Raw genomic sequence first — 21,434 nt, 5'->3', positions numbered from 1 at the left:
GATCTCCTTATTGACCGGCCGACAGTTGCGCGTCGGTCATGTGATGTTTCAGGTCGACGCGCTTGACGAGCAGGTTGCACACGAAGCCGACCACCAGCAGGACCGCCATGATGTGGACCGTCATAGTGTATGCATCGGCCTTGGCGACGCCGTTGGCGACTTCGTATGCGCGGATGTAGTTGACCAGCACCGGACCGGCGACGCCCGCGGCCGCCCATGCGGTCAGCAGACGGCCGTGAATGCCGCCGACGAAGGCCGTGCCGAACATGTCCGCGAGATACGCGGGCACGGTCGCGAAGCCGCCGCCGTACATCGACAGGATCACGCAGTACGCGAGCACGAAGAGCGCGATATTGCCCGACGCGGCGAAGCCCGGGACGAGGTAGTACAGCACGGCGCCCAGCACGAAGAAGATGACGTACGTATTCTTGCGGCCGACCCAGTCGGATGCCGATGCCCACACGAAGCGGCCACCCATGTTGAAGAGCGACAGCAGGCCGACGAAGCCTGCGGCGGCGGCTGCGCTCACCGTGTCCCTGAAGCTCTCCTGGATCATCACCGACGCCTGGCCGAGAATGCCGATGCCGGCCGTCACGTTGAGGAACAGTACGAGCCAGATCAGATAGAACTGCGGCGTCTTGAGCGCCTGATCGATATGCACGTGGTTGCGCGTGATCATCCTGTGAGCCGTGTCAGGCGGCGTCCAGCCGGCGGGCTTCCAGTCTTTCGGCGGCACGCGGATCGCAAGCGCGCCGATCGTCATCGAAATGAAGTAGGCGATGCCGAGCACGAGGAACGTCTCCGCCACGCCGACGCTGGTGGCGCTCTTGAAGTGGTTCATCAGCGCCACCGACAAGGGCGCGGCAATCATCGCGCCGCCGCCGAAGCCCATGATCGCCATGCCGGTTGCCATGCCGCGACGGTCCGGGAACCAGCGGATCAGCGTCGACACCGGCGACACATAGCCAAGCCCCAGCCCGATGCCGCCGATCACGCCATACCCCAGATACAGCAGCGCGATCTGATGCAGCCACACGCCGAGCGCCGACACGGCAAAGCCGCCGCCAAAGCAGCAGGCCGCAGTGAACATCGTGCGACGCGGCCCGACATGTTCCAGCCATTTGCCCGCGAACGCGGCAGACAGCCCAAGGAACACGATCGCCAGCGAGAAGATCCAGCCGAGGGTGGTCAGCGACCAGTCGTCCGGCGCAGACTGCGTGATGCCGATCACCTTCGTGAGCGGACCGTTGAACACGGAAAACGCGTAGGCCTGCCCGATACACAGATGCACTGCAAGCGCGGCGGGCGGCACCATCCAGCGCGAGAAGCCGGGCTGTGCGACGGTGGCCTGTTTCGAGAAGAACGGGGGCGAGCCGGTGTTGTTAGTTGGCTCAGTCATGCTGCTCATGGTGGTCTCCGTTAAGGGATATCGTTTGTTATCGGCTCTTGAATGTGCTTTCTTAAACACTGCCTTAACTTCCCGCGGCCTTAACGATAGGGATGAGGGCGCACCTTGGCAATATGAGACGCGAGTACATAAGCGGGCGCGTGGCCGGTTGTCCGGTGTGAGCGCGCCGACGAGGAGGCGATGGTCAGGATGAACGTGCGCGACATGCCGGGATTGGCCGTCGAATAGTTCAGCGCAATGTGCACGCGCGCTGCTCCGGGCGCAGAAGAGCCCATTGACTTCGCGCCCGTGGTAGCGTTTGTCTGATGTAGGGATACAACAGTTTTTGATATATCACATACGGAATATTGATTTTTGCGGCGATGCAACATATGATTGAGTCATTCCTTCATTCAATCATTCGGAGCTTCAAATGGATTTTGTTTCTCTGTCGCTGCTCGCCATCGGCGTGGTTGGCCTGGGTTCCGCCGCCACGGTATTGCTGACAAAATGGATTCCGCAGCCGGTCGCCGAACTGGCTGCGCTGCATGGCCGTTATGTCGGGCTCGGAGAAACGGGTCCGGCCGCTGCGCCGCATCGTTCGCGTGTTCAACAAGAGGCGATGAATGTCGTCAGAACTTCAAACTGAGTCTGTGGCTACTGTCATTGGTAACGAGGCTGGCGCGCCGCTTACGCTGGCGCTGCAGCCTATCAACGCAACCGCCAGCCTGCGCGATCAGGCTTACACGATGCTTCGCCAGGCCATTGCGGACGCGGACATCTATCGGTCTCGCGATGAAATTCGCCTCGACGAACGCGTGCTGAGCGAGACGCTCGGGGTGAGCCGTACACCCGTTCGCGAAGCGATGACACTGCTCGAGCAGGAAGGTTTTCTGCGCATGGTGCCGCGCCGCGGCATTTACATCGTGCGCAAGAGCAAGCGTGAAATCGTCGAGATGATCCAGATGTGGGCGGCGCTCGAAAGCATGGCCGCGCGCCTTGCCACGCTCCACGCAACGGACGAGGAGATCGCGAAGTTGAGGCATATGTTCGACAATTTCCGCGATGCCACGCCGGCGGAGCACATCGCTGAATACTCGGATGCGAACATCGCGTTTCACCAGGCGATCGTCGAGTTGTCGAAGTCGCAGATCATTCTGGACACGATCAAGAACATCTTTGTCCATGTCCGCGCGATTCGCCGGATGACGATTTCGCAAAGCGACCGCGCGTCGCGGTCGATCGTCGACCATCTGCGCATCATCGAAGCGCTGGAGCAGCGGGATACCGAACTGGCCGAGCGTCTGGTCCGTCAGCATTCGCTCGATCTCGCGGCGTTCGTCGAAGCGAATTGCGACTTTCTCGACTGATGTGACCGGTCAGTAAAGAGACGCACGAAAAGGCCAGTGGTGGCGTCACCGCTGGCCTTTTCGTTTGATGGTGCACTGCACCGCGTGCCGCACCTGGCTGCTTCCCGACAACACCAACGATCAACTCCGCGCGGCAACACGGCTGGCCACGGCTACTGGCTGCTCCCTGGGCGTGCCGCCTCGACGCGGGTGTTCATCCGTTAAGCAACCTGTCTCCGCGACCTTACGGCCTGCACCAATCAACCGCACTGCCTCGCGGTCTCGCCGGCCAATTCTTGCGCGAACGCAGCGCAATCGTTTCGCGTTGACACGCCGTAGGGCGGCGGTCACTCCCTGGTCTGACATTCACAACGGTTCACTTCTTCTCGATGTACGGGAAAAGCCTTGCTTGACGACCATATAAATATGGTATGTGATATATCAAAGCGACCGAGGAATGAATCGTGATCAGTGTTTTCCCTCGGCCTCGAACCGTTTCAGGACCTCATACAGGGCGCTGAGCCACGCTGTACATGCGGCTGCCGATCGCAACTCTCAGGGAAATCGGAGAAAAAATGATCTTGAATGAATGTGGTATATCACATACCGTATGGGGCAGGGTTGAGGACGATGGTGAAGAGGCACTGTCGTCGGGTCGGCTTTATCCGTCGAGAGCCGCTCTACAACCGGATGACCAGGAGACGACCATGCTAGCCGTTGTTTCATCGTTCGACACCGGTGTTGCCTTCCAGCAGGTTTTCGGAAACGGCAAAGAAACCCGCGGTCCAGGCGAATACGCGCCGGGCAGCGACCGCCAGACCATGTGCAGGTAAAACGCGCGAGACATCAAGGAGACATGACATGGGCAAAGCACTCGACGGCGTGCGCATCCTCGACTTCACACATGTGCAGTCGGGCCCGACCTGTACGCAGCTGCTGGCGTGGTTCGGCGCAGATGTGATCAAGGTGGAGCGGGCCGGCGCCGGAGACATCACGCGCGAACAGCTGCGCGATATCCCCGACGTGGACAGCCTCTATTTCACGATGCTCAACCACAACAAGCGCTCGGTCACGATCGATACGAAGAACCCGGAAGGCAAACAGGTTCTCGAAGCGCTGATCCAGTCATGCGACGTGCTGGTCGAGAACTTTGCGCCGGGCGCTCTCGACCGCATGGGCTTCACGTGGGAACGCATCCAGGAACTCAACCCGCGGATGATCGTGGCGTCGGTGAAGGGGTTCGGGCCGGGGCCGTACGAGGACTGCAAGGTCTACGAGAACGTCGCGCAATGCGCGGGCGGCGCCGCATCGACGACCGGCTTCGACGACGGCCCGCCGGTCGTGTCCGGCGCGCAGATCGGCGATAGCGGCACGGGCCTGCATCTGGCGCTCGGCATCGTCACGGCGCTGTTCCAGCGCGTCAGTACGGGCCGCGGGCAGAAGGTGCTGGCTGCCATGCAGGACGGCGTGCTGAACCTGTGCCGCGTGAAGCTGCGCGATCAGCAGCGGCTCGAGCGCACCGGCGTGATGAAGGAGTACCCGCAGTACCCGAATGGCACATTCGGGGAAGCGGTGCCGCGCGCCGGCAATGCATCGGGTGGCGGCCAGCCGGGCTGGATCCTGAAATGCAAGGGCTGGGAAGCCGATCCGAACGCGTACATCTACTTCATCACGCAGGCGCCGGTGTGGGCGAAGATCTGCAACGTGATCGGCAAGGAAGAATGGGCCACCGATCCCGACTACGCGACGCCCGCTGCGCGCCTGCCGCGTCTGAAGGAAATCTTCGGCGAGATCGAGCGCTGGACCATGAGCAAGACCAAGTTCGAGGCCATGGAGATTCTCAACAAATACGACATCCCATGTGGTCCGATCCTGTCGATGAAAGAGATCGCGGAAGAACCGTCGCTGCGCAAGACCGGCACCATCGTCGAGGTCGATCACCCACAGCGCGGCAAGTATCTGACTGTGGGCAACCCGATCAAGCTGTCCGACAGTCCGACCGAAGTCACGCGCTCGCCGCTGCTTGGCGAGCATACCAATGAGGTGATGGCCGAACTGGGCTATACGTCCGCGCAGATCGATGCGCTGCGCGCGGCGGGAGCGATCTGACAGCGCGCTTCAAGGTACGGTACGACGCGGCGCGCAGGCTTCAAACACCCTCGCGCGACGCCATGTGACTGACGCATTTCATTTGCCGTCGGGACGGCGCAATCCGTTTCGACGGATGGCGGCCCAAGATGGCGGCCCGAACCGCCGAGGAGCTGATAGTGGATACCTGGATGCGCTTCATGTCGAACGACGGCGGTATCGTCTTCGGCCGCGTTGAAAACGGCTACCTGCACGAGTACGTGGGGCTCGACGAGCCGGTGCCCACGGGCGCCGTGCTGTCGACGCGCGCGCTCACCCGGCTCGCGCCCTGCGCGCCCGGGAAAGTCGTCGCCTTATGGAACAACTTTCACGCGCTGGCCGCGAAGCTCGACAAGCCGGTGCCGTCGCATCCGCTGTTTCTGATCAAGCCGGCCGGCTCCGTGATTGGCTCGGGAGATCCGATCCAGCGTCCAGTGGGATATATGGGAAAGATCGCCTATGAAGGCGAGCTTGGCATCGTGATCGGACGGCGTTGCAGCGCGGCGAGCGTCGAAGAAGCGGCGGCGTCGATCTTCGGCTATACGATCGTCAATGACGTGACCGCGGCGGACCTGCTGAACGAGAATCCGCACTTTCCGCAATGGTGTCGGGCGAAAGGCTTCGATACGTTCTCCTGCATCGGTCCGGCGATCGTGTCCGGTCTCGACTGGCTGTCGAGCCGCGTCGTGACCCTGCTCGACGGCGTGGAGCGGCAGAACTATCCGCTCTCGGACATGGTGTTTTCGCCGGCGCAGCAGGTGAGTCTCATCTCGCACGATCTGACGCTGGAGCCGGGCGACGTGATTGCCTGCGGTACGTCGCTCGGCGTCGGTTCGATCAAGGATGGCTCGACCGTCGCGATTTCGATCGACGGCATCGGCACATTGAGCAACACCCTCGCGACAGTACGGGGTGAGACAGAACAGGCCGCGGCGACGGCCACGAGCATTACCCCTTGATCGGAGCGGCGCCGCAGGGCGTCGCACAAGGAGGAGGCATGCTGGACGGACTGGAAGATGCCGCTTACATATTGAGCGGCATTCTGGCAGCGGTTGTAGGCGCAACCTTCTGCGTGCGGATGGCGCGCCGGCACGATCTGTTGCATCGACCGGGGTTTCTGACGCTGCTGGGCAGCGGCGCCGGGCTCCTCGTGATTGGCGCGGGCTTCGCGCGCTACCTCCTTTCGGCTGTGCCCGTGGGCATCGAGCGCGTCGAATCGTGTGTCGCCGTCTTTATCGGCGGTCTTGTCTTTGCCGGATCGTTCATCGCGTTCTGCAAACTGCGCGGCGCAATCGGCGGCCACAGTGGCACGTTTCCGGGCAGCAGGATTGTCAACGTGGCGGCGCTTCTGCTGTGCGCCTGGCTTGGCTACGCCTTTGTCGCGGAAGACACCCAGAACTTCGACGTGGCCGCGTTGCTCGCCTTGAGCCTGCTGGCAGCCGCGCTGGGCGCGCATCTGATGACGACGGCTGACGACCCGCACACGCACGCGTATGCGGGGCCGGGCGCGCGGGCCCATGCCCGCTGCGGCCTGGTCCATCGGCGCGGGATTCTGGAGCGCATCGAACTACGTGGAGATCCGTCGCACCACGTTGCAGGCGACGACTTTTCGCAACGCTGGGCACTGCGCGACGACACATGCAACGTGCAGCGCGCTGGCGCATACCGGTGTGGTGTCGAGTGGCGCTATCGGGGACGCCAGCGCTATCGCGCGATGCGCCACTGATCCATCAAGAGGCAGGACCCGTGAGACGAAACCAGACGGAGAAGCCGAATGAACAGGAGCGAAGGCGGCACGCGCAATCATCATCGATCCGCGTGCAGCCAGGGCGCGGAATCAGACGCCGCCGTCAGGCTCGAATTCGTGAAAGTACTGGCTCTTTTTACGCAGAATCAACTGGGCCAGAAAGTCGGCGTCATAGGCCTTATGAAGATGCGAATGGAACCGCTCGATGTATGCCGTGATCCGCGCCACTTCGCTGGTGAATTCGTTGAGCGCGTCGAGCGTATCGCGGTCCCAGCGAAACCGCAGGCCGAGATCGCTGAAGGCCGCGTTGTATGCGCTCAGATGGGCATCGTCGGGACTGTCCGCGGTAACGCGGGCTGCACGCGTGACAGGATGAGACGCTATCGAAGAATGATTCAGCATGATCGGGCTCCCATGCGGACGAGTGAAAGGACTCGCCTCAAGCATAGGTACGACCCTGGATCCGCAATAGTTAAAGTTTTATTGGAAAACCATATCCTATCGTCTATAGACGGTCGATTCCTTCAGATGCGTGATCTGCTCGATCAGGTTCGCGCCTTCCTCCATCAGGAAGCGCTTGAAGGCCACCGCTACCGGCGGCAGGCGCTTGTTCTTGCGATGGACGACGTACCAGTTGAGCATCACCGGAAAGCTTTCCACGTCGAGCACAACGAGGTTCCCGACCTGCAGTTCGAGGCTGATCGTGTGAGCGGACAGAAACGCGATCCCCATGCCGGCGATCACCGCCTGCTTGATCGTCTCGGTGCTCTTGATCTCCATCGCGATCTTGAGGTTCTCGAGCCGGCCGGCAAAACCTTCTTCCATCGAATTCCAGGTGTCCGAGCCGCGCTCGCGCACCACGAACGCTTCGTTCGCCAGTTGGCTCAGCTTGATGTTCCGTTTGTTCGCGAGCGGATGACTGGGCGCGGCGACGATCACGTACGGGTGCGGCGCGAAAGGCTCGTTGATCGAGTCGATCTCGTGCGGCGGACGCACCATCACCGCGAGATCGGTCTGGTTGGTCGCAAGCTGATGCAGCAGTTCTTCGCGGTTGTGCACGGCAAGATTGAGCACGACGCCCGAATAGCGGCGCGTGAACTCCGCCAGCAGGCGCGGAAAGAAATAGTCTCCCGCGCTGATCACGGCAACGTTCAGCTTGCCGCCCGATACGCCCTTCAGCTGACTCATCGCTTCGTCCACTTCGTGGAACTGCTGCATGATCGCGCGGCTGTAGTGAAGCATCTCGGTGCCGGCAGGGGTCAGGTAGATCTTTTTGCCGAGCTGTTCGAAGAGCGGCAGGCCCGCGTGTTCCTCGAGTTGCCGCACCTGGGTGGAGACGGCCGGCTGGGTCAGATGCAGCTCCTCCGCCGCGCGCGAGAAGCTGAGATGCCGTGCCACCGTTTCGAAGACCTTCAGCTGGCGAAGGGTCGCATTTCTCATCGTCATGGCCGATGTATAAGCATATGTGAATCAACATAATAACAAACTTTAATTATTGGTAATTCAGCAAAGACCCTAACATGATTCTGTAACAAAGCGGTTTATGCAGCGGAGTCCCCGGGTTAACGCGTAGCGGCGAAGGTCAGGCGAAATATGGCGAAGCGCGGGGTACGGGAACTGAAGATTAATCAGTTAATTAGTAATCTGATTTTTGCATTGCCATTTTTTATGAATTTAACAAGGGCGATGCAGGTGATAAATATTCCCGATGGCATTTAATTTCGGGTCATAACTATAAGGTGGAGTAAATGCAGCAGGGCGATTGGGTCGGCTGCACTAAATAGATAGCGGAGACAAGGTAAATGGACGACATCAACCAGCACGCGCCAGCACCTTCCTTTCTAGGGAACCGTTGGTGCCAGCTTGTCATTGGCATGGTGTGTATGGCGCTCGTCGCCAATCTGCAATATGCATGGACGCTCTTTGTCGCACCGATGAATGCAAGACACCACTGGGGAGAAGCCTCGATCCAGCTCGCATTCTCGATTTTCATTCTGACTGAAACGTGGCTCGTGCCGGTCGAGGGATGGCTCGTCGACAAATTCGGTCCGCGACCGGTGGTGGCGGTCGGCGCGGTGTGCGCAGGCCTCGCGTGGGTGATCAACTCCTACGCGAATGCGTTGCCGCAGCTGTATGTCGCGGCGTTCATCGCGGGTGTCGGTGCAGGCGGCGTGTACGGCACGTGCGTCGGCAATGCGCTGAAATGGTTTCCGGACAAGCGCGGTCTTGCCGCAGGTCTCACCGCAGCGGGTTTCGGTGCGGGTGCGGCCGTGACAGTGATCCCGATTGCCAACATGATCACGCGCGAGGGCTACGAGCACACGTTCTTCTTCTTCGGCATCCTGCAGGGCGTCAGCATCCTTGTGCTGGCCATGCTGCTGAAAAAGCCCGTAAAGCGTGCGCCACCGCCGCCGAGAAAGAATTTCGCGGTATCCAAGGTCGACTACACCCCCGGCCAGATGATCAAGGCACCGGTGTTCTGGGTGATCTACCTGGCGTTTGTCGGCGTGGCTGCCGGTGGACTGATGGCCACCGCGCAGATCGGCCCTATCGCCAAAGACTGGGGCCTCGCCCGGATCCCGATGTCCTTCCTGGGCATGACCTTGCCTCTGTTGACCGTCACCCTCTCGATCGACAACATCTGCAACGGCTTCACGCGTCCCCTGTGCGGATTCATTTCCGACAAGATCGGGCGCGAGAACACGATGTTCTTCATCTTCATCGGTGAAGGGCTGGCGTTGCTGGGTCTGATGCAGTTCGGCTCGAACCCGTATGCGTTCATGACCTTCGCCGCGCTGATCTTTCTGTTCTGGGGCGAGATTTTCTCGATCTTCCCGGCGATCTGCGCCGATACCTTCGGCAGCAAGTATGCGTCCGCGAATGCCGGCACGCTGTACACGGCGAAGGGCACTGCATCCTTGATCGTGCCGCTGGCTTCGGTGCTGTCGGCAACGGGTGGCTGGAATCTGGTGTTCATCGTGGCCGCGGTGATCACGATCGCGGCAGGCATCTCGGCGAAATTCATCCTGGCGCCAATGCGCACCCGCTGGGTGGAGGCCAGCGAAAACCCGGTCGTTCATACCAAAAGTGCCTCGCGCCTGAGTCACTGGCCGGAGCAGACAGGCGAATAGCGCCGAGCGCGCTGTCTTATGAATATTTCGCTGCATCAACTCAAGGTGTTCGTCGCCGTCGCGCGCCAGCGGAGCTTTACCCGCGCGGCGCGCGAATTCGATCTGACGCAGTCGGCGGTCAGCCGCTGCGTGCGCGAACTCGAAGACGCGATCCAGTTGAGACTGTTCGACCGGACCACGCGTCAGGTCGAACTGACGACGGCCGGTGCGAGCCTCGAGCGCCGCATCGGCCGTCTGCTCGATGAGATCGACATCACATTGCGCGAAGGGCGCGCCGCGCACGAAGGCCATACCGGCGTGGTTGTGATTGCCAGCAATCCGGTGCTGTCGTCAAGCTGGCTGCCGGGCGGTCTCGCGCGCTGCGCGGCGGCCTTTCCCGATCTGATCGTCTCCGTGAAGGACGAACCGCAGTCCGCGGTGCTGGCGAGCGTCGAGCAGGGCGCAGTCGACTTTGGCGTCGTATCCGATCTCGACTCCGCACAGGGCGTGGGCCTGCACGCGCAGGTCCTGTTCTCCACGCCGCTCCATGCTGTTTTTCCCGCTAGTCACGCACTGGCGCAACGTCCGGCGCTGGCATGGGCCGCGCTCGAAGACGCGCCGCTTGTCACCCTCAACGCCGACGCGGGAAGCCGCGCTGCCGTCGATCGCGCGCTGGGCACGCATCGCATGCGTGGCCGTCCGATGCAGGAACTGGGGCACGTTGCGGCGGTGTTGCGCATGGTCGAACTCGGCCTCGGCGTCGGCATCCTGCCCATCGATGCGCATTGGCCCGCGCCGTCCACGCGCCTCGTGGCACGCCAACTGGTGCCGGAAGTCACGCTGACGACCGTGCTCGTGCGGCGGAAGAATCGCTCGCTGCGGCCGAACGCGGAGGCGGTCTGGTCGCAACTCTTCAAGGAAGCACATGCGCCGGCTGCAGCATGGTCGGGCGCAGGCAGCCGCATACGGGTTGCGGCTGCCGACGATGGCGCGATGCTGCGCGCGCCATAGCGGCAACGTAGTGTGCTGGCAGGCACGCTCGAGGCAATACCTTTTGCAAGGAGCACGATGATGAACAATCAAATCGACGCAGATCTCAAGCGCCACGACCTGCTGATCGATGGAAAGCGTCTGCCGCCTGGCAGCGGCGAATACTCTGTCGACGTGAACCCCGCCACCGAGGAGCCAATCGCGCTGGTCGCGCAGGGCAGCGCGGCCGATGTCGATACGGCCGTGGCCGCCGCTCGCGCCGCGCTGAAAGTGTGGAACGGCATGCGGGCGGCCGAACGCGGGCGCATCCTTGGGCACTTTGCGGAATTGTTGCGCACCCATCAGGACGAAATTGCCGCGCTCGAAAGCCTCGACGCGGGCAAGCCGATAGCTGCGGTGCTGCGTCAGGACGTGCCGGCCGCCATCGATACGCTCGCCTACTATGCGGGCTGGTGCGACAAGATCAACGGTCAGGTGGTGCCGGTACGTCCCGATGCACTGACTTATACGATTCGCCAGCCGGTCGGCGTGGTGGCGGCGATCGTGCCGTGGAATTTTCCGCTGATGATCGGGATGTGGAAGATCGCGCCCGCGCTTGCCTGCGGTTGCACGCTGATCGTGAAGCCGGCTGAAATCACGCCGCTTTCCGCGCTGCGCGTCGGCGAACTTGCGCTCGAAGCGGGCGTGCCGCCCGGTGTGCTCAACATCGTCACCGGCAAGGGCCGCGTGGTGGGCGACGCACTGGTGGCGCATCCGGGCGTCGACAAGGTGACGTTCACGGGTTCGCCGTCGGTTGGGCGCGGGATCCTGCAGGGCGCCGCGGGCAATTTCAAGCGCGTGACGCTCGAACTCGGCGGCAAGTCGGCGAATGTGATCTTTGCCGATGCGAATATCGACAATGCCGTGCGCGCCGCGGCGTCGGGCATTTTCTTCAATACCGGGCAGGTCTGCTCGGCGGGTTCGCGTATTCTGGCGCAACGCGATATCTACGACGAAGTCGTCGAACGGCTGGCCGCACGGGCCAAGTCGATACGCGTCGGCGACCCGGCTGCGCGCGAAACGACCATGGGGCCCCTTGTGTCGGCCGCGCAGATGAAGACGGTGCTCGACTATGTCGACGTCGGCACGAAGGAGGGCGCGTCGCTGGTGACGGGCGGCGCGCGGATCGGCGAGCGCGGCTTCTTTGTCGAGCCGACGGTGTTCGCCAACGTCGAACACGAAATGCGCATTTCGCAGGAGGAGATCTTCGGGCCGGTGGCGAGCGTGATTCGCTTCGACGACGAGGCGGATGCGATCCGCATCGCCAACGGCACGCTTTATAGTCTGGCCGCAGGTGTATGGAGCAGGGATATCGGCCGCGTGCATCGCGTCGCGCACGAACTGAAGGCCGGCACCGTGTGGATCAACACCTACGGCTATACCGATGTGCGTCTGCCGTGGGGCGGGACGGGTGACTCAGGCTTCGGCCGCGAGCATGGCGACGTCGCGATCGAAAACTTCACTGAACCCAAGAGTGTGTGGCTGTCGCTCGATCAATGAGTCGATGCCTCTGACGACGCATGAAGGGAAGGGGATCGAATGCTGCGCATTCGGTCCCCTTCCGCATTGAACGCAGCAAACAATCAGTCTCCCTGAAGCGCCATCCGTTCGCGTTGCTTGACGAGCGCGAGCACGACATCGATGGTCGGCGTGGGCTCGCCGACAAGGCGGCCCATTTCCTGCACGACCGTCAACAGCGGGTCGATTTCCATCGGCCGCCGGTTCTCCAGATCGACCAGCGTCGACGTCTTGTGTGCGCCGACGGCACCCGCGCCGTCGATGCGCTTCTCGACATCGACGCGAAAATGCACACCGAACTGCTCGGCGATCTGTTTCGCTTCCAGCATCATGGTGCGTGAAAGGGCGCGCGTCGCGGGATCGCTGGTGATGATGTCGAGCGTCGCATGGGTCAGCGCACTGATCGGGTTGAAGCACAGATTGCCCCACAGCTTGAGCCAGATTTCGTCGCGGATGTTCTCGCGGATCGGTGCTTCGAAGCCCGCGGCCTGCATGATGTCGTGAAACTGCTGGATGCGCTGCGTACGTTCCCCGTTCGGCTCGCCGATAGGGAATTTCTTGCCGTATACATGCTTGATCACGCCGGGCTCGGCGATCTCCGCTGCCGGATACAGCACGCAGCCGATCGCGCGTTCGGGCCCAAGCCGGGTCCACTGCGAGCCGTCGGGGTCGATACTCGCGAGGCGCGTGCCGGCGAATTTGCCGCCATGCTGATAGAAATACCAGTAAGGGATGCCGTTGGTGCCCGTGATGATCGCCGTATGCTTGCCAAAGAGCGGCTGCATCGATTCGACGACACCCGGCAGCGAATGCGCCTTGAGCGTGACGATCACGTAGTCCTGCACGCCCAATTCGCGCGGATCGGAAGTGCAGCGCACCTTCGCCGACACTTCCTCACCGTCGATCAACAGGCGCGCGCCGTGTTCACGCATTGCCGCAAGATGCGGCCCACGCGCGACGAAACTGACATCAGCACCGGCGCGCGCCAGTTGCACACCCATCAGGCCGCCAATTGCGCCCGCTCCGAAGACACAGATCTTCATGATTTACGCCCTGTCACAATGAAAAGCCGTTTGCCCGTCAATACAGGAATGCAGGACCGCACGAGGCGCGCGGGGCGCCTCACCTGTGCATCATGGCGCGGCCAGTGCGGGCGATAGTCACAGCATAGAAGCGCGCATCGATTGGCGATAGTTAAAGTTTCTGGCCAAATGCATTCGTCATCGCTTATGGTTTTCGCTGAAGCATGAGGCAGCCGTCACGAATGCCTTACCAGCAGAAAACTCAGGCCGATTGCGCCGAGAAAGGTCCCGCAGGTGCGGTTGAACCAGCGGCGCACCTTCGCGCGGGTGAGCCACCTTCCCAGATACATGCCGGCAGCGGCATAGAGCGCGATCGAAAACCACTCGAGTACGAGGAAGCTCGCGCCGAGAATCGTGAACTGCGGCAGCATCGGCTGCGAGATATTGACGAACTGCGGCAGGAACGCCGTGAAAACCAGAATGGCCTTGGGATTGCCTGCGGCCACGAGAAACTCATGCCGCGCGAGTCGCCACATGGACATATCGCCCTGCTTCGACGTATCGACGGGCGCGGCGTCGCTGCGCCATAGCTGGATCGCGAGCCAGATCAGATAGGCCGCGCCGGTCAGCTTGATCGCGAGGAAGAACAGCGCGGACGCGTGCAGGATGACCGCCAGCCCGGTTCCGGCAAGCACGATCATCAACGCGAACGCGACGAGCCGGCCGGTCCCCGTGATGAAAGCCGTCATGAAGCCGTGCCGCGCCGCAACATTGACGGACAACAGATTGTTCGGCCCCGGCGCCATGTTCAATGCGAAGCAGGCGGGCAAAAAGAACAGCCAGGCGGTGAGGGACATGAGGGGCTCGCGGAATGGGCGGCACGTGGCCGTCGACGATGGGTCGATCGATTGTACCGAACCGTCGGAACCCCGGAAATCAGTGCACAGCCTGGGCGAATTCCGGATCGTCGAGAAGCGTCGAGACGTTCGCGCGGACGATGTCCTCGAGCGCGAAGGTGTTGTTCGTGAACGTGCGGAACTCCTGACGGACCGTTTTCGTCGATGTGTAGAGCACGCGCTTCGAGTCGGCATCGACAAGGCTGTAGCGCATCGTCAAGGTCCACCACGCGGGCGAGCGCGCGTCTTCCACGGAGAACGTTTCGATGCGCGCAGTAAGGACGCGTTTGCTGTTGGCCGTGTCGATGCCCGCGTGCTTGAGGTTGCTGGCTACCGCATCGTGAACGCAGACGTCGATGTTCTTCTTCAGAATGATGCTGGACATCGCGGTGTTTTCGATGCGGTTCGGCGACACACGGCCGGCTTCCGCCGGGGCGTAGACGAAGTCGTACGCGGGGGCGACGCTGAGCGAACCGTTCAGATGGGTAAGGGCGTCAGTGCGGGAGCGGTGCCTGCCGAAGAGACAGCAGGCGGAAAGCAGCAGGGCAGTGCTGAGCACGCCGTATCGGACGAAGGAGGTGGGTTTCACGCCGTGAGGTTCTCGCCGGGTCGATTGAGGTGAGCGCGCGGGCTTGCTGCGATCTGGTCGGATCCCGGCAGGAAAGCGCGAGTGTCGGCAAGGTGACGTCGTTTTGAAATGGGATGCGTCCGAAGGAATGGAATGGGGCGCTGCATCGGATAAGTCGTCTCCTGAATCCTGAATCCTGAACCCAGTCTCGTGTGTGGTGATTGTAATCAACCATTAAGAGAATAGTGATGCTTTATTGCAATCTGCAGGGCGGCGTTTCGACCCCTTGCACAGGTGTTCGTCGCGGGATTTAATAAGGCGTGTGATGGGCGAAACGCCGCGTCGACAGCGTGATCCGGCGCCTTCGGAAGGCCGGGGCGCCGGACGCTGTCGCCCCAGGCTGCCGCGGGCGCGTACCGGCTCATGACAATTCGAAGAACGGAGAAGAGCATGAAGTCGAGCACCATCGCAGAACGGCAAGCCGCCGGCCGCGCGGCGCGGGAACGTTCGAAACGCTCGAGTCACGCCGCGATCGGCGACCTCCGTCGCGATCCCATCGAACTGCTGCGTCAGAGCAGCGAAGGCCGGGTGTCCCAGCTCGTTCCGTTGCGATACGGGCGCATGGCGGTTTCGCCGTTCACGTTCTTTCGCGGCAGCGCCATCCTGCAGGCTCATGATCTCAGCAAGGTGCAGGATACCGGCATGGTCATGCCCATCTGCGGCGACGGCCATCTGATGAACTTCGGTGGCTTCGCGACACCCGAGCGGCAACTCGCTTTCGACCTGAACGACTTCGACGAAGTCGCGCTCGGACCCTGGGAATGGGACCTGAAGCGTTTGACGGCAAGCCTTGTGATCGCGGCGCGCCATATGCGTCTGAGCCGCGGCATGGCGTCGACGCTGGCGATGTCGGCGGTCACGGCGTACCGCGACTGGATCCGCAAATATGCGGAATACGGTGCACTCGAACTCTGGTACGAGCGCATTACATTCGACCGCATGATAGAGACGGCGCTGACGCCCGAACGCCGTCGCGCGGCGCGGCGCGCCATGGAGAAGGCCGCGTCGCGCACGCATGAAAGCATGCTCGAAAAGATGGCGGAACAACTCGGCGATGGGTGGCAGATACACGATGCGCCGCCCGGCCTCTTTCACGTTCATGGCGCCAGCACACTGTTCGATGCCGAAGACGACTGGTTCAAGATTGGCTGCTGGCGCAAGCTGACCGACCGCATGTACGCCGATTATCTGAAGACCCTGACGTACGACCGCCGCCAGCTGCTCAGCCAGTTTGTGCCACAGGATCTGGTGTTCAAGGTGGTCGGCGTCGGCAGCGTGGGCACGCGTTGTCTTGTGCTGTTGAACATCGACCACAAGGGAAAGCCGCTCTTTCTGCAGATCAAGGAGGCGCGCGAGTCTGTCGTCTCGCAATTCTACAAGGCGCCGATGCTGGGGCATAACGGCGAGCGGGTGGTGCGCGGCCAGCGAGCGCTGCAGGCAGTGAGCGATATTTTCCTCGGCTGGTCGAGCGGGCCGTCGGGACGCCACTTCTACTTTCGTCAACTGCGCGACATGAAGTTCTCGGCGAACATCGAGATGTTCGACAACGATGTGCTTGAAGGTTATGCGCGGCTTTGCGGCTGGGTTATGGCGCGGGCACATGCGAAGGCGGGGGGCAAGGCAATCGAGATCGCCGCCTACATCGGCCGCAACGACCAGTTCGCGGAGTCGCTGACCGATTACGCGTTCGCCTGCGCGGACCAGGCGGAAAAAGACTATGACAGATTCCTGAAGGCCTGCCGTAGCGGGGAGCTCGAAGCGCGCACCGACGAGGACATGGCGGCCGATTTTCGCCCCTAGCCGATCTGGAGATGGCGAGCCGCCGCGCTGCGGTCCGCTCGATGGTGCCCGGGATCCTTGTCGGGTGCACGCGAACTCAGAGGGGTGCGCGCGCTTCGCGCAGCGTGACGAAGCGCAGCCCCTGGCGGCGCGCCGTTTCGATCACACGCGGCAGGACTGCGAGGATGAGCGGTTCGCCCTCCTGCGTGGCAGCGGCGTTGCCGTCATGCAGCAGCAGGATATCGCCGCCAGCGAGGCCCTCGAGCAGCCGTCGCGCGACCACTTCAGCGTCTCGCTCGCGCGTATCGAAGCCGCGACGCGTCCACGCAGCAAGCCGCAGGTCAAGCTTTTGCAGCACCGGCTCGAGAAAGATGTTGCGCAGGCCCGCGGGCGCGCGGAAGAAGTAGGGCCGCTCGCCCGTCAGTGCTTCGAACGTTCGCTGGGCCGCTTCGACTTCGCGTTTCAGTGCACCAGGCGCCGTTACCGAAAACGTATGCACGTGAACCTGCGAATGATTCTCGACGGCGTGACCGCGCGCGACGATCTCACGCGTCAACTCCGGGTGGCGCTGCGCCTTCGCACCGATGCAGAAGAAAGTCGCGCGCACGCCGTGCGCGTCGAGCATATCGAGCACCTTGGGCGTGACCATCGGATCGGGACCGTCGTCGATGGTCAGGGCGATCGCGTCCGCATTACTGTCGATTGCGGGCAGGCGCGTCCAGTTTGTGCCGAGTAGCGATGAGCGCGGCCACAAGCCCGCCGCCGTCACGATGATGTGATTGACCGCGATGCTCGCGACCCACCAGGGCCACGCATGCGGCGCAACAGCCAGGCCGGCGAGCGCGAGTACGTGCCAGACGATGGTGACTTTCAGCATCGCCGGATAGCCGTCATAGGGCCAGCGGCGCGCTGGGGTGTGGGATGGCCTGTGTTGCAGGGCCGGATTCGATTCGATCATGGTGCTTTGTCCCGGGAAGGTCGCTGGTGAGTCGCCGGGGGGAATGACCGCTAAAGATACCACTGATGGCTGTCCGGCCTCGCTGTGGCATCGGTCTGCGATGCGTCCCGTGTTCTGCGGGCGCAATGCTATACCGCCACGTGACGCCACGTGACCGGGACGTCGTGGACTTCAACCATCCCTGCACATGGCGGGAAGCGAGGAAGCCATGGCGTTTGTGAAGAACAATCCGCCGTTGTATGGTGCGAGAGCATATGAGCACGAACCCGGATGATCCGGCGTCCCGCGAACAAGGAGAAAGCAGTGAGTACGGACACGAAGCAGGGCAAGGTCGCATTGATCACCGGCGCGGGCAGCGGCATAGGCCGGGCGAGCGCGCTCAGGCTGCTCGAGCACGGCTATCGCGTGGTGCTGGCCGGTCGGCGGCAGGCGCCGCTCGACGCGCTTGCCGACGCCGCGCGCGAACGCGGGCAGGACGCGCTGGCGGTGTCGTGCGACGTCACGGATGCGGCGAGCGTGGCCGCGTTGTTCGATGCGATCCGCCTGCGCTATGGCCGGCTCGACGTGCTGTTCAACAACGCTGGCCGTAACGCACCGCCGGTCGACATCGACGAAATCAGTGTCGACGACTGGCGCGCGGTCGTGGATACGAACCTCACGGGCGTGTTCCTCTGCACGCGCGCGGCGTTCGGCATGATGAAGGTGCAATCCCCGCGGGGCGGACGCATCATCAACAACGGTTCGATTTCCGCGCACGCGCCGCGGCCGAACAGCATCGCCTACACCGCGACGAAGCATGCGATTACAGGCATCACGAAATCGGTGTCGCTCGATGGCCGGCGCCACGACATCGTCTGCGGACAGATCGATATCGGCAATGCCGCGACGGAAATGGCCGAACGGATGGCGCGCGGCGTGCCGCAGGCAAACGGCGAGATTGCCGTCGAGCCGCTGATGGACGTCGGCCTCGTCGCCGATGCGGTGCTGCATATGGCCGATCTGCCGCTGTCGGCGAACGTGCAGTTCATGACGATCATGGCGAGCAAGATGCCGTTTGTCGGGCGCGGCTAGCATCCGCGTGAACATCTGCGGAAACATTGGCGCGGGCATCGGCGGCGATGCTTCGATACGCGGAACGCGCGGCACGGCGTACACGCCTTGCGGGATGAACTTATACTGAGCGATCCATGCATTCCGTACGCTGCCGTGACCAAAGCCTCGCTGAAGGACGACCCGCCTCCCGTGCCGCCCACGCCGCCTGAGCTGGAAGACTGCTGCCATAGCGGCTGCGATCCCTGCGTTTTCGACCTTCATGAGGATGCGCTCGAACGTTATCGGATCGCGCTGGCGGCGTGGGAATCGCGTCACGCGCACGCGGCCGCAAAATCGCGGCCGCGCCGAAGCGTCCAGGCAGACAAGCCCGCCCGTCCCCGTACATGAACGAACTTCAGTTACCTGTCACACCTGCTATCGAGCCCCACGCGCTCGCTGCGTTGCATGAGTTCGTCCAGCGCTACCCGCGTCTTTTTGTGCTGACGGGCGCAGGCATCAGCACCGATTCCGGCATTCCTGGCTATCGCGACGAAAACGGCGAATGGAAGCGCTCGCCGCCGATTACGTTGCAGGAGTTTCTCGGCTCCGAGCATTCGAGGAAGCGTTACTGGGCGCGCAGCATGATCGGCTGGCCAGTCGTCGCGGATGCTGCGCCGAATGCCGCGCACCGTGCGCTCGCGCAGATGGAAGCCGCGCAGCATGTTGAAACGCTCGTGACGCAGAATGTCGACGGTTTGCATCAGCGCGCCGGCAGCACGGATGTCATCGAACTGCATGGCAGCATCGGCGGCGTGACGTGTCTCGACTGTGGCGCGCCGCATACGCGCGTTTCGATCCAGCGCATGCTCGAAGCCGACAATCCGGCCTTGCTCGAGGCAAGCGCTGAACCGGCCGCGGATGGCGACGCGCATCTCGAATGGCATGCTCTCGAGACGTTCCGCATTCCGGCGTGCCCGGCCTGCGGCGGCCTGCTGAAGCCCTCGGTCGTGTTCTTCGGCGAGAATGTGCCGCGCGAGCGCGTGGAGACCGCCGGCCGTGCGCTTGAAGCGGCGGACGCGGTGCTGGTCGTCGGCTCGTCGCTGATGGTTTATTCCGGCTATCGCTTCTGCGTGTGGGCCGGAAAGGCCGGCAAGCCGGTGGCGGCGATCAACCTTGGCAAGACGCGTGCCGATCCGCTGCTGGCACTGAAAATCGCCGCTCCCTGCTCGGTGATGTTGACCGCGCTCGCGGCAGCGCTGGCGAGCACCTGATCCATTCCCTTCCCTGACAGCAATGACGACCGACATGACGGTAGCAGGTGGCAACCAGCCTTCGATCCTGACGACGGAGAGCGAACTCGAAGCGCTTTACGGGCAGCCCCACGAGCGCGCCGTCCGCAAGGAAATTCCCTACGTCAACGAGGATTACCGCGCGTTCATCGAACTGGCGCCGTTCGCGGTGCTGGCCACGGCCAGCCCGGACGGTGTCGACTGTTCACCGCGTGGCGATGCGCCGGGCTTCGTGCGCATCATCGACGAACGCACGCTCGCGATTCCCGACCGCATCGGCAACAACCGCATCGACAGCCTGCGCAACGTCATCGTCGGGCCGAACCTGGCGTTGCTGTTCGTCGTGCCGGGCGTCGGCGAGACATTGCGTGTCAACGGGCGCGGCCGTATCTCGAATGACCCGTCGCTGCTGGAAAGCTTCGCCGTCGATGGCAAACTGCCGCGCACTGTGCTGATCGTCGATGTCGACGCGGTGTACTTTCATTGCTCGAAGGCGCTTGCGCGTTCGAAACTGTGGGATCCCGCGCACCATGTCGAGCGTTCGCGCCTGCCGAGCGCGGGCGCGATGCATCGGCGCATCGATGGCGCGACTTTCGATGCCGATTCGTACGATCGCGAACTGGTCGAAAGAATGCGCACCAGCCTCTACTGAGCGATGAACACACCCAATCCGGATCTGCGTCAACGCTCGCCTTCGGCGGAGCGCAATCGCGAGCCGATTCTCGCGGTGCTGCGGCGCGTGTTGCCTGAAACAGGCGTCGTGCTCGAAATCGCGAGCGGTACTGGCCAGCACGCGACGCATTTTGCAGCGGCGTTGGCTGGTCTCGACTGGCAGCCGAGCGACCCCGACCCCGACGCGCGCGCATCGATCGCGGCATGGACAGCGCATACGGGCCTGGCGAACGTGCGTGCGCCGCTCGCGCTCGATGTGAGGAGTCTGCCCTGGGGCATCCAGTCCGCCGACGCGATCGTCTGTATCAACATGATTCACATCTCGCCCTGGTCGGCCTGCGAGGCATTGTTCGCCGGCGCCGCGCAAATCTTGAAGAGCGGCGGGGTGATCTATCTTTACGGGCCGTACCGGCGCAACGGCGCGCATACTGCACTGAGCAACGAGGCGTTCGATCTGCAGCTGCGAAGCCGCGATCCGGAGTGGGGCGTACGCGATATGGAGGCGGTCATGGAACTGGCGACTTCGGTCGGGTTCGAAGGTGAAGAGCCGGTGGCGATGCCTGCCAACAACTTCAGCCTGGCGTTTCGAAAGCGGTAGCGCGGGCGCCACGGGGCGATGCGCGTTCGGGCATCGTCCGGCAGGCAAGGCGCCCTATAGCCGAACGGGCTGGTCAAACAAGCCGGTCAAACAAGCCGGTCAAACAAAACGGTCGAACAAAACGGTCGAACAAGACGGTCGAACAAGACGGTCGAACAAGACGGTCGAACAAGACGGTCGAACAAGACGGTCGAACAAGACGGTCAAACAAGCGACAAGCGGCCATTTCTTTTATCCTTTCATCCTCGACGCCGTGCGGGCGGCAATCCGGCGCGGCATCCCGTCTTTCTGGA

At 62.6% G+C, this 21,434-nt stretch carries 23 protein-coding genes; 15 read left to right on the top strand and 8 right to left on the bottom strand.

Annotation, left to right across the window (positions count from 1 at the left end; translation table 11 throughout):
- Nucleotides 1–7: 7 nt before the first annotated feature.
- Nucleotides 8–1,408, bottom strand: coding sequence for an L-lactate MFS transporter (locus P3T23_RS11025; RefSeq protein WP_429316175.1), 1,401 nt, complete (start codon nt 1,406–1,408; stop codon nt 8–10).
- 80 nt (nt 1,409–1,488) lie between these two features.
- Nucleotides 1,489–1,653, bottom strand: a complete 165-nt coding sequence (locus tag P3T23_RS11020; RefSeq protein WP_429316174.1) for a hypothetical protein — start codon at nt 1,651–1,653, stop codon at nt 1,489–1,491.
- Between the two features lie 167 nt (nt 1,654–1,820).
- Here P3T23_RS11020 and P3T23_RS11015 point away from each other — a divergent pair, with 167 nt between their 5' ends.
- The 6 genes from P3T23_RS11015 (at nt 1,821) to P3T23_RS10990 (ending at nt 6,589) form a co-directional block, all read left to right on the top strand.
- A complete protein-coding gene (locus tag P3T23_RS11015) occupies nt 1,821–2,036 on the top strand; it encodes a hypothetical protein (protein WP_429316173.1) in 216 nt (71 codons plus the stop codon).
- A complete protein-coding gene (locus P3T23_RS11010; RefSeq protein WP_429316172.1) occupies nt 2,014–2,757 on the top strand; it encodes a GntR family transcriptional regulator in 744 nt (247 codons plus the stop codon). The genes P3T23_RS11015 and P3T23_RS11010 overlap by 23 nt, the downstream gene beginning before the upstream one ends.
- Nucleotides 2,758–3,311: 554 nt before the next feature.
- Nucleotides 3,312–3,569: a hypothetical protein gene (locus P3T23_RS11005; protein ID WP_429316171.1), complete on the top strand. Its 258-nt coding sequence runs from the start codon at nt 3,312–3,314 to the stop codon at nt 3,567–3,569.
- Between the two features lie 28 nt (nt 3,570–3,597).
- Nucleotides 3,598–4,845, top strand: coding sequence for a formyl-CoA transferase (gene frc / locus P3T23_RS11000; protein ID WP_429316170.1), 1,248 nt, complete (start codon nt 3,598–3,600; stop codon nt 4,843–4,845).
- Between the two features lie 158 nt (nt 4,846–5,003).
- Nucleotides 5,004–5,822: a fumarylacetoacetate hydrolase family protein gene (locus P3T23_RS10995; RefSeq protein ID WP_429316169.1), complete on the top strand. Its 819-nt coding sequence runs from the start codon at nt 5,004–5,006 to the stop codon at nt 5,820–5,822.
- Nucleotides 5,823–5,860: 38 nt separating this feature from the next.
- Entirely contained in the window at nt 5,861–6,589 is a 729-nt protein-coding gene (locus tag P3T23_RS10990; protein WP_429316168.1) for an NAD(P)(+) transhydrogenase (Re/Si-specific) subunit beta, read from the top strand.
- A 111-nt stretch (nt 6,590–6,700) separates the two neighbouring features.
- Here the strand turns inward: P3T23_RS10990 and P3T23_RS10985 are convergent, their stop codons facing one another.
- Entirely contained in the window at nt 6,701–7,009 is a 309-nt protein-coding gene (locus P3T23_RS10985; RefSeq protein ID WP_429316243.1) for a hypothetical protein, read from the bottom strand.
- Between the two features lie 99 nt (nt 7,010–7,108).
- Complete coding sequence (locus P3T23_RS10980) at nt 7,109–8,056, bottom strand: LysR family transcriptional regulator (RefSeq protein WP_429316167.1); 948 nt, start codon at nt 8,054–8,056, stop codon at nt 7,109–7,111.
- Nucleotides 8,057–8,412: 356 nt separating this feature from the next.
- Here P3T23_RS10980 and oxlT point away from each other — a divergent pair, with 356 nt between their 5' ends.
- The 3 genes from oxlT to P3T23_RS10965 are packed head-to-tail and all read left to right on the top strand — an operon-like array spanning nt 8,413 to nt 12,249.
- Entirely contained in the window at nt 8,413–9,741 is a 1,329-nt protein-coding gene (oxlT, locus tag P3T23_RS10975; RefSeq protein WP_429316166.1) for an oxalate/formate MFS antiporter, read from the top strand.
- 18 nt (nt 9,742–9,759) lie between these two features.
- Nucleotides 9,760–10,731 carry a LysR family transcriptional regulator gene (locus tag P3T23_RS10970; RefSeq protein WP_429316165.1) on the top strand — a complete coding sequence of 324 codons (972 nt, stop codon included), beginning with the start codon at nt 9,760–9,762 and terminating at the stop codon, nt 10,729–10,731.
- Nucleotides 10,732–10,791: 60 nt separating this feature from the next.
- Entirely contained in the window at nt 10,792–12,249 is a 1,458-nt protein-coding gene (locus P3T23_RS10965; RefSeq protein ID WP_429316164.1) for an aldehyde dehydrogenase family protein, read from the top strand.
- Between the two features lie 83 nt (nt 12,250–12,332).
- On the opposite strand, the gene P3T23_RS10960 is transcribed toward P3T23_RS10965, so the two are convergent.
- The 3 genes from P3T23_RS10960 to P3T23_RS10950 form a co-directional block, all read right to left on the bottom strand.
- The gene (locus P3T23_RS10960; RefSeq protein ID WP_429316163.1) at nt 12,333–13,310 is read right to left on the bottom strand and encodes a 2-dehydropantoate 2-reductase; all 978 of its coding nucleotides are present in this window, start codon (nt 13,308–13,310) and stop codon (nt 12,333–12,335) included.
- A gap of 215 nt (nt 13,311–13,525) precedes the next feature.
- On the bottom strand, nt 13,526–14,146 hold the full coding sequence (locus P3T23_RS10955; protein WP_429316162.1) for a LysE family translocator: 621 nt from the start codon (nt 14,144–14,146) through the stop codon (nt 13,526–13,528).
- A 79-nt stretch (nt 14,147–14,225) separates the two neighbouring features.
- Nucleotides 14,226–14,744 carry a hypothetical protein gene (locus P3T23_RS10950; protein WP_429316161.1) on the bottom strand — a complete coding sequence of 173 codons (519 nt, stop codon included), beginning with the start codon at nt 14,742–14,744 and terminating at the stop codon, nt 14,226–14,228.
- A gap of 459 nt (nt 14,745–15,203) precedes the next feature.
- Between P3T23_RS10950 and P3T23_RS10945 the strand changes: the two genes are divergently transcribed.
- Nucleotides 15,204–16,613, top strand: a complete 1,410-nt coding sequence (locus P3T23_RS10945) for a DUF2252 domain-containing protein (RefSeq protein WP_429316160.1) — start codon at nt 15,204–15,206, stop codon at nt 16,611–16,613.
- A gap of 76 nt (nt 16,614–16,689) precedes the next feature.
- Here the strand turns inward: P3T23_RS10945 and P3T23_RS10940 are convergent, their stop codons facing one another.
- Entirely contained in the window at nt 16,690–17,550 is an 861-nt protein-coding gene (locus tag P3T23_RS10940; RefSeq protein ID WP_429316159.1) for a polysaccharide deacetylase family protein, read from the bottom strand.
- 303 nt (nt 17,551–17,853) lie between these two features.
- Here P3T23_RS10940 and P3T23_RS10935 point away from each other — a divergent pair, with 303 nt between their 5' ends.
- The 5 genes from P3T23_RS10935 to P3T23_RS10915 all read left to right on the top strand — a co-directional run bounded on the left by P3T23_RS10935 (nt 17,854) and on the right by P3T23_RS10915 (nt 21,141).
- Nucleotides 17,854–18,621, top strand: coding sequence for an SDR family oxidoreductase (locus tag P3T23_RS10935; protein WP_429316158.1), 768 nt, complete (start codon nt 17,854–17,856; stop codon nt 18,619–18,621).
- Nucleotides 18,622–18,756: 135 nt separating this feature from the next.
- Nucleotides 18,757–18,990: an oxidoreductase-like domain-containing protein gene (locus P3T23_RS10930; RefSeq protein ID WP_429316157.1), complete on the top strand. Its 234-nt coding sequence runs from the start codon at nt 18,757–18,759 to the stop codon at nt 18,988–18,990.
- The gene (locus tag P3T23_RS10925; RefSeq protein ID WP_429316156.1) at nt 18,987–19,853 is read left to right on the top strand and encodes an NAD-dependent protein deacetylase; all 867 of its coding nucleotides are present in this window, start codon (nt 18,987–18,989) and stop codon (nt 19,851–19,853) included. Before P3T23_RS10930 ends, P3T23_RS10925 begins: the two co-directional genes overlap by 4 nt.
- A gap of 64 nt (nt 19,854–19,917) precedes the next feature.
- Nucleotides 19,918–20,523: a pyridoxamine 5'-phosphate oxidase family protein gene (locus tag P3T23_RS10920; RefSeq protein ID WP_429316242.1), complete on the top strand. Its 606-nt coding sequence runs from the start codon at nt 19,918–19,920 to the stop codon at nt 20,521–20,523.
- Between the two features lie 3 nt (nt 20,524–20,526).
- Entirely contained in the window at nt 20,527–21,141 is a 615-nt protein-coding gene (locus P3T23_RS10915; RefSeq protein WP_429316155.1) for a DUF938 domain-containing protein, read from the top strand.
- Nucleotides 21,142–21,434 lie beyond the last annotated feature (293 nt).

The sequence above is a fragment of the Paraburkholderia sp. GAS448 genome (genome assembly GCF_050435685.1).
GTDB lineage: Bacteria > Pseudomonadota > Gammaproteobacteria > Burkholderiales > Burkholderiaceae > Paraburkholderia.
The sequence above is the reverse complement of the archived record's forward strand: the minus strand, read 5'-3'. Positions and strand labels throughout refer to the sequence as shown.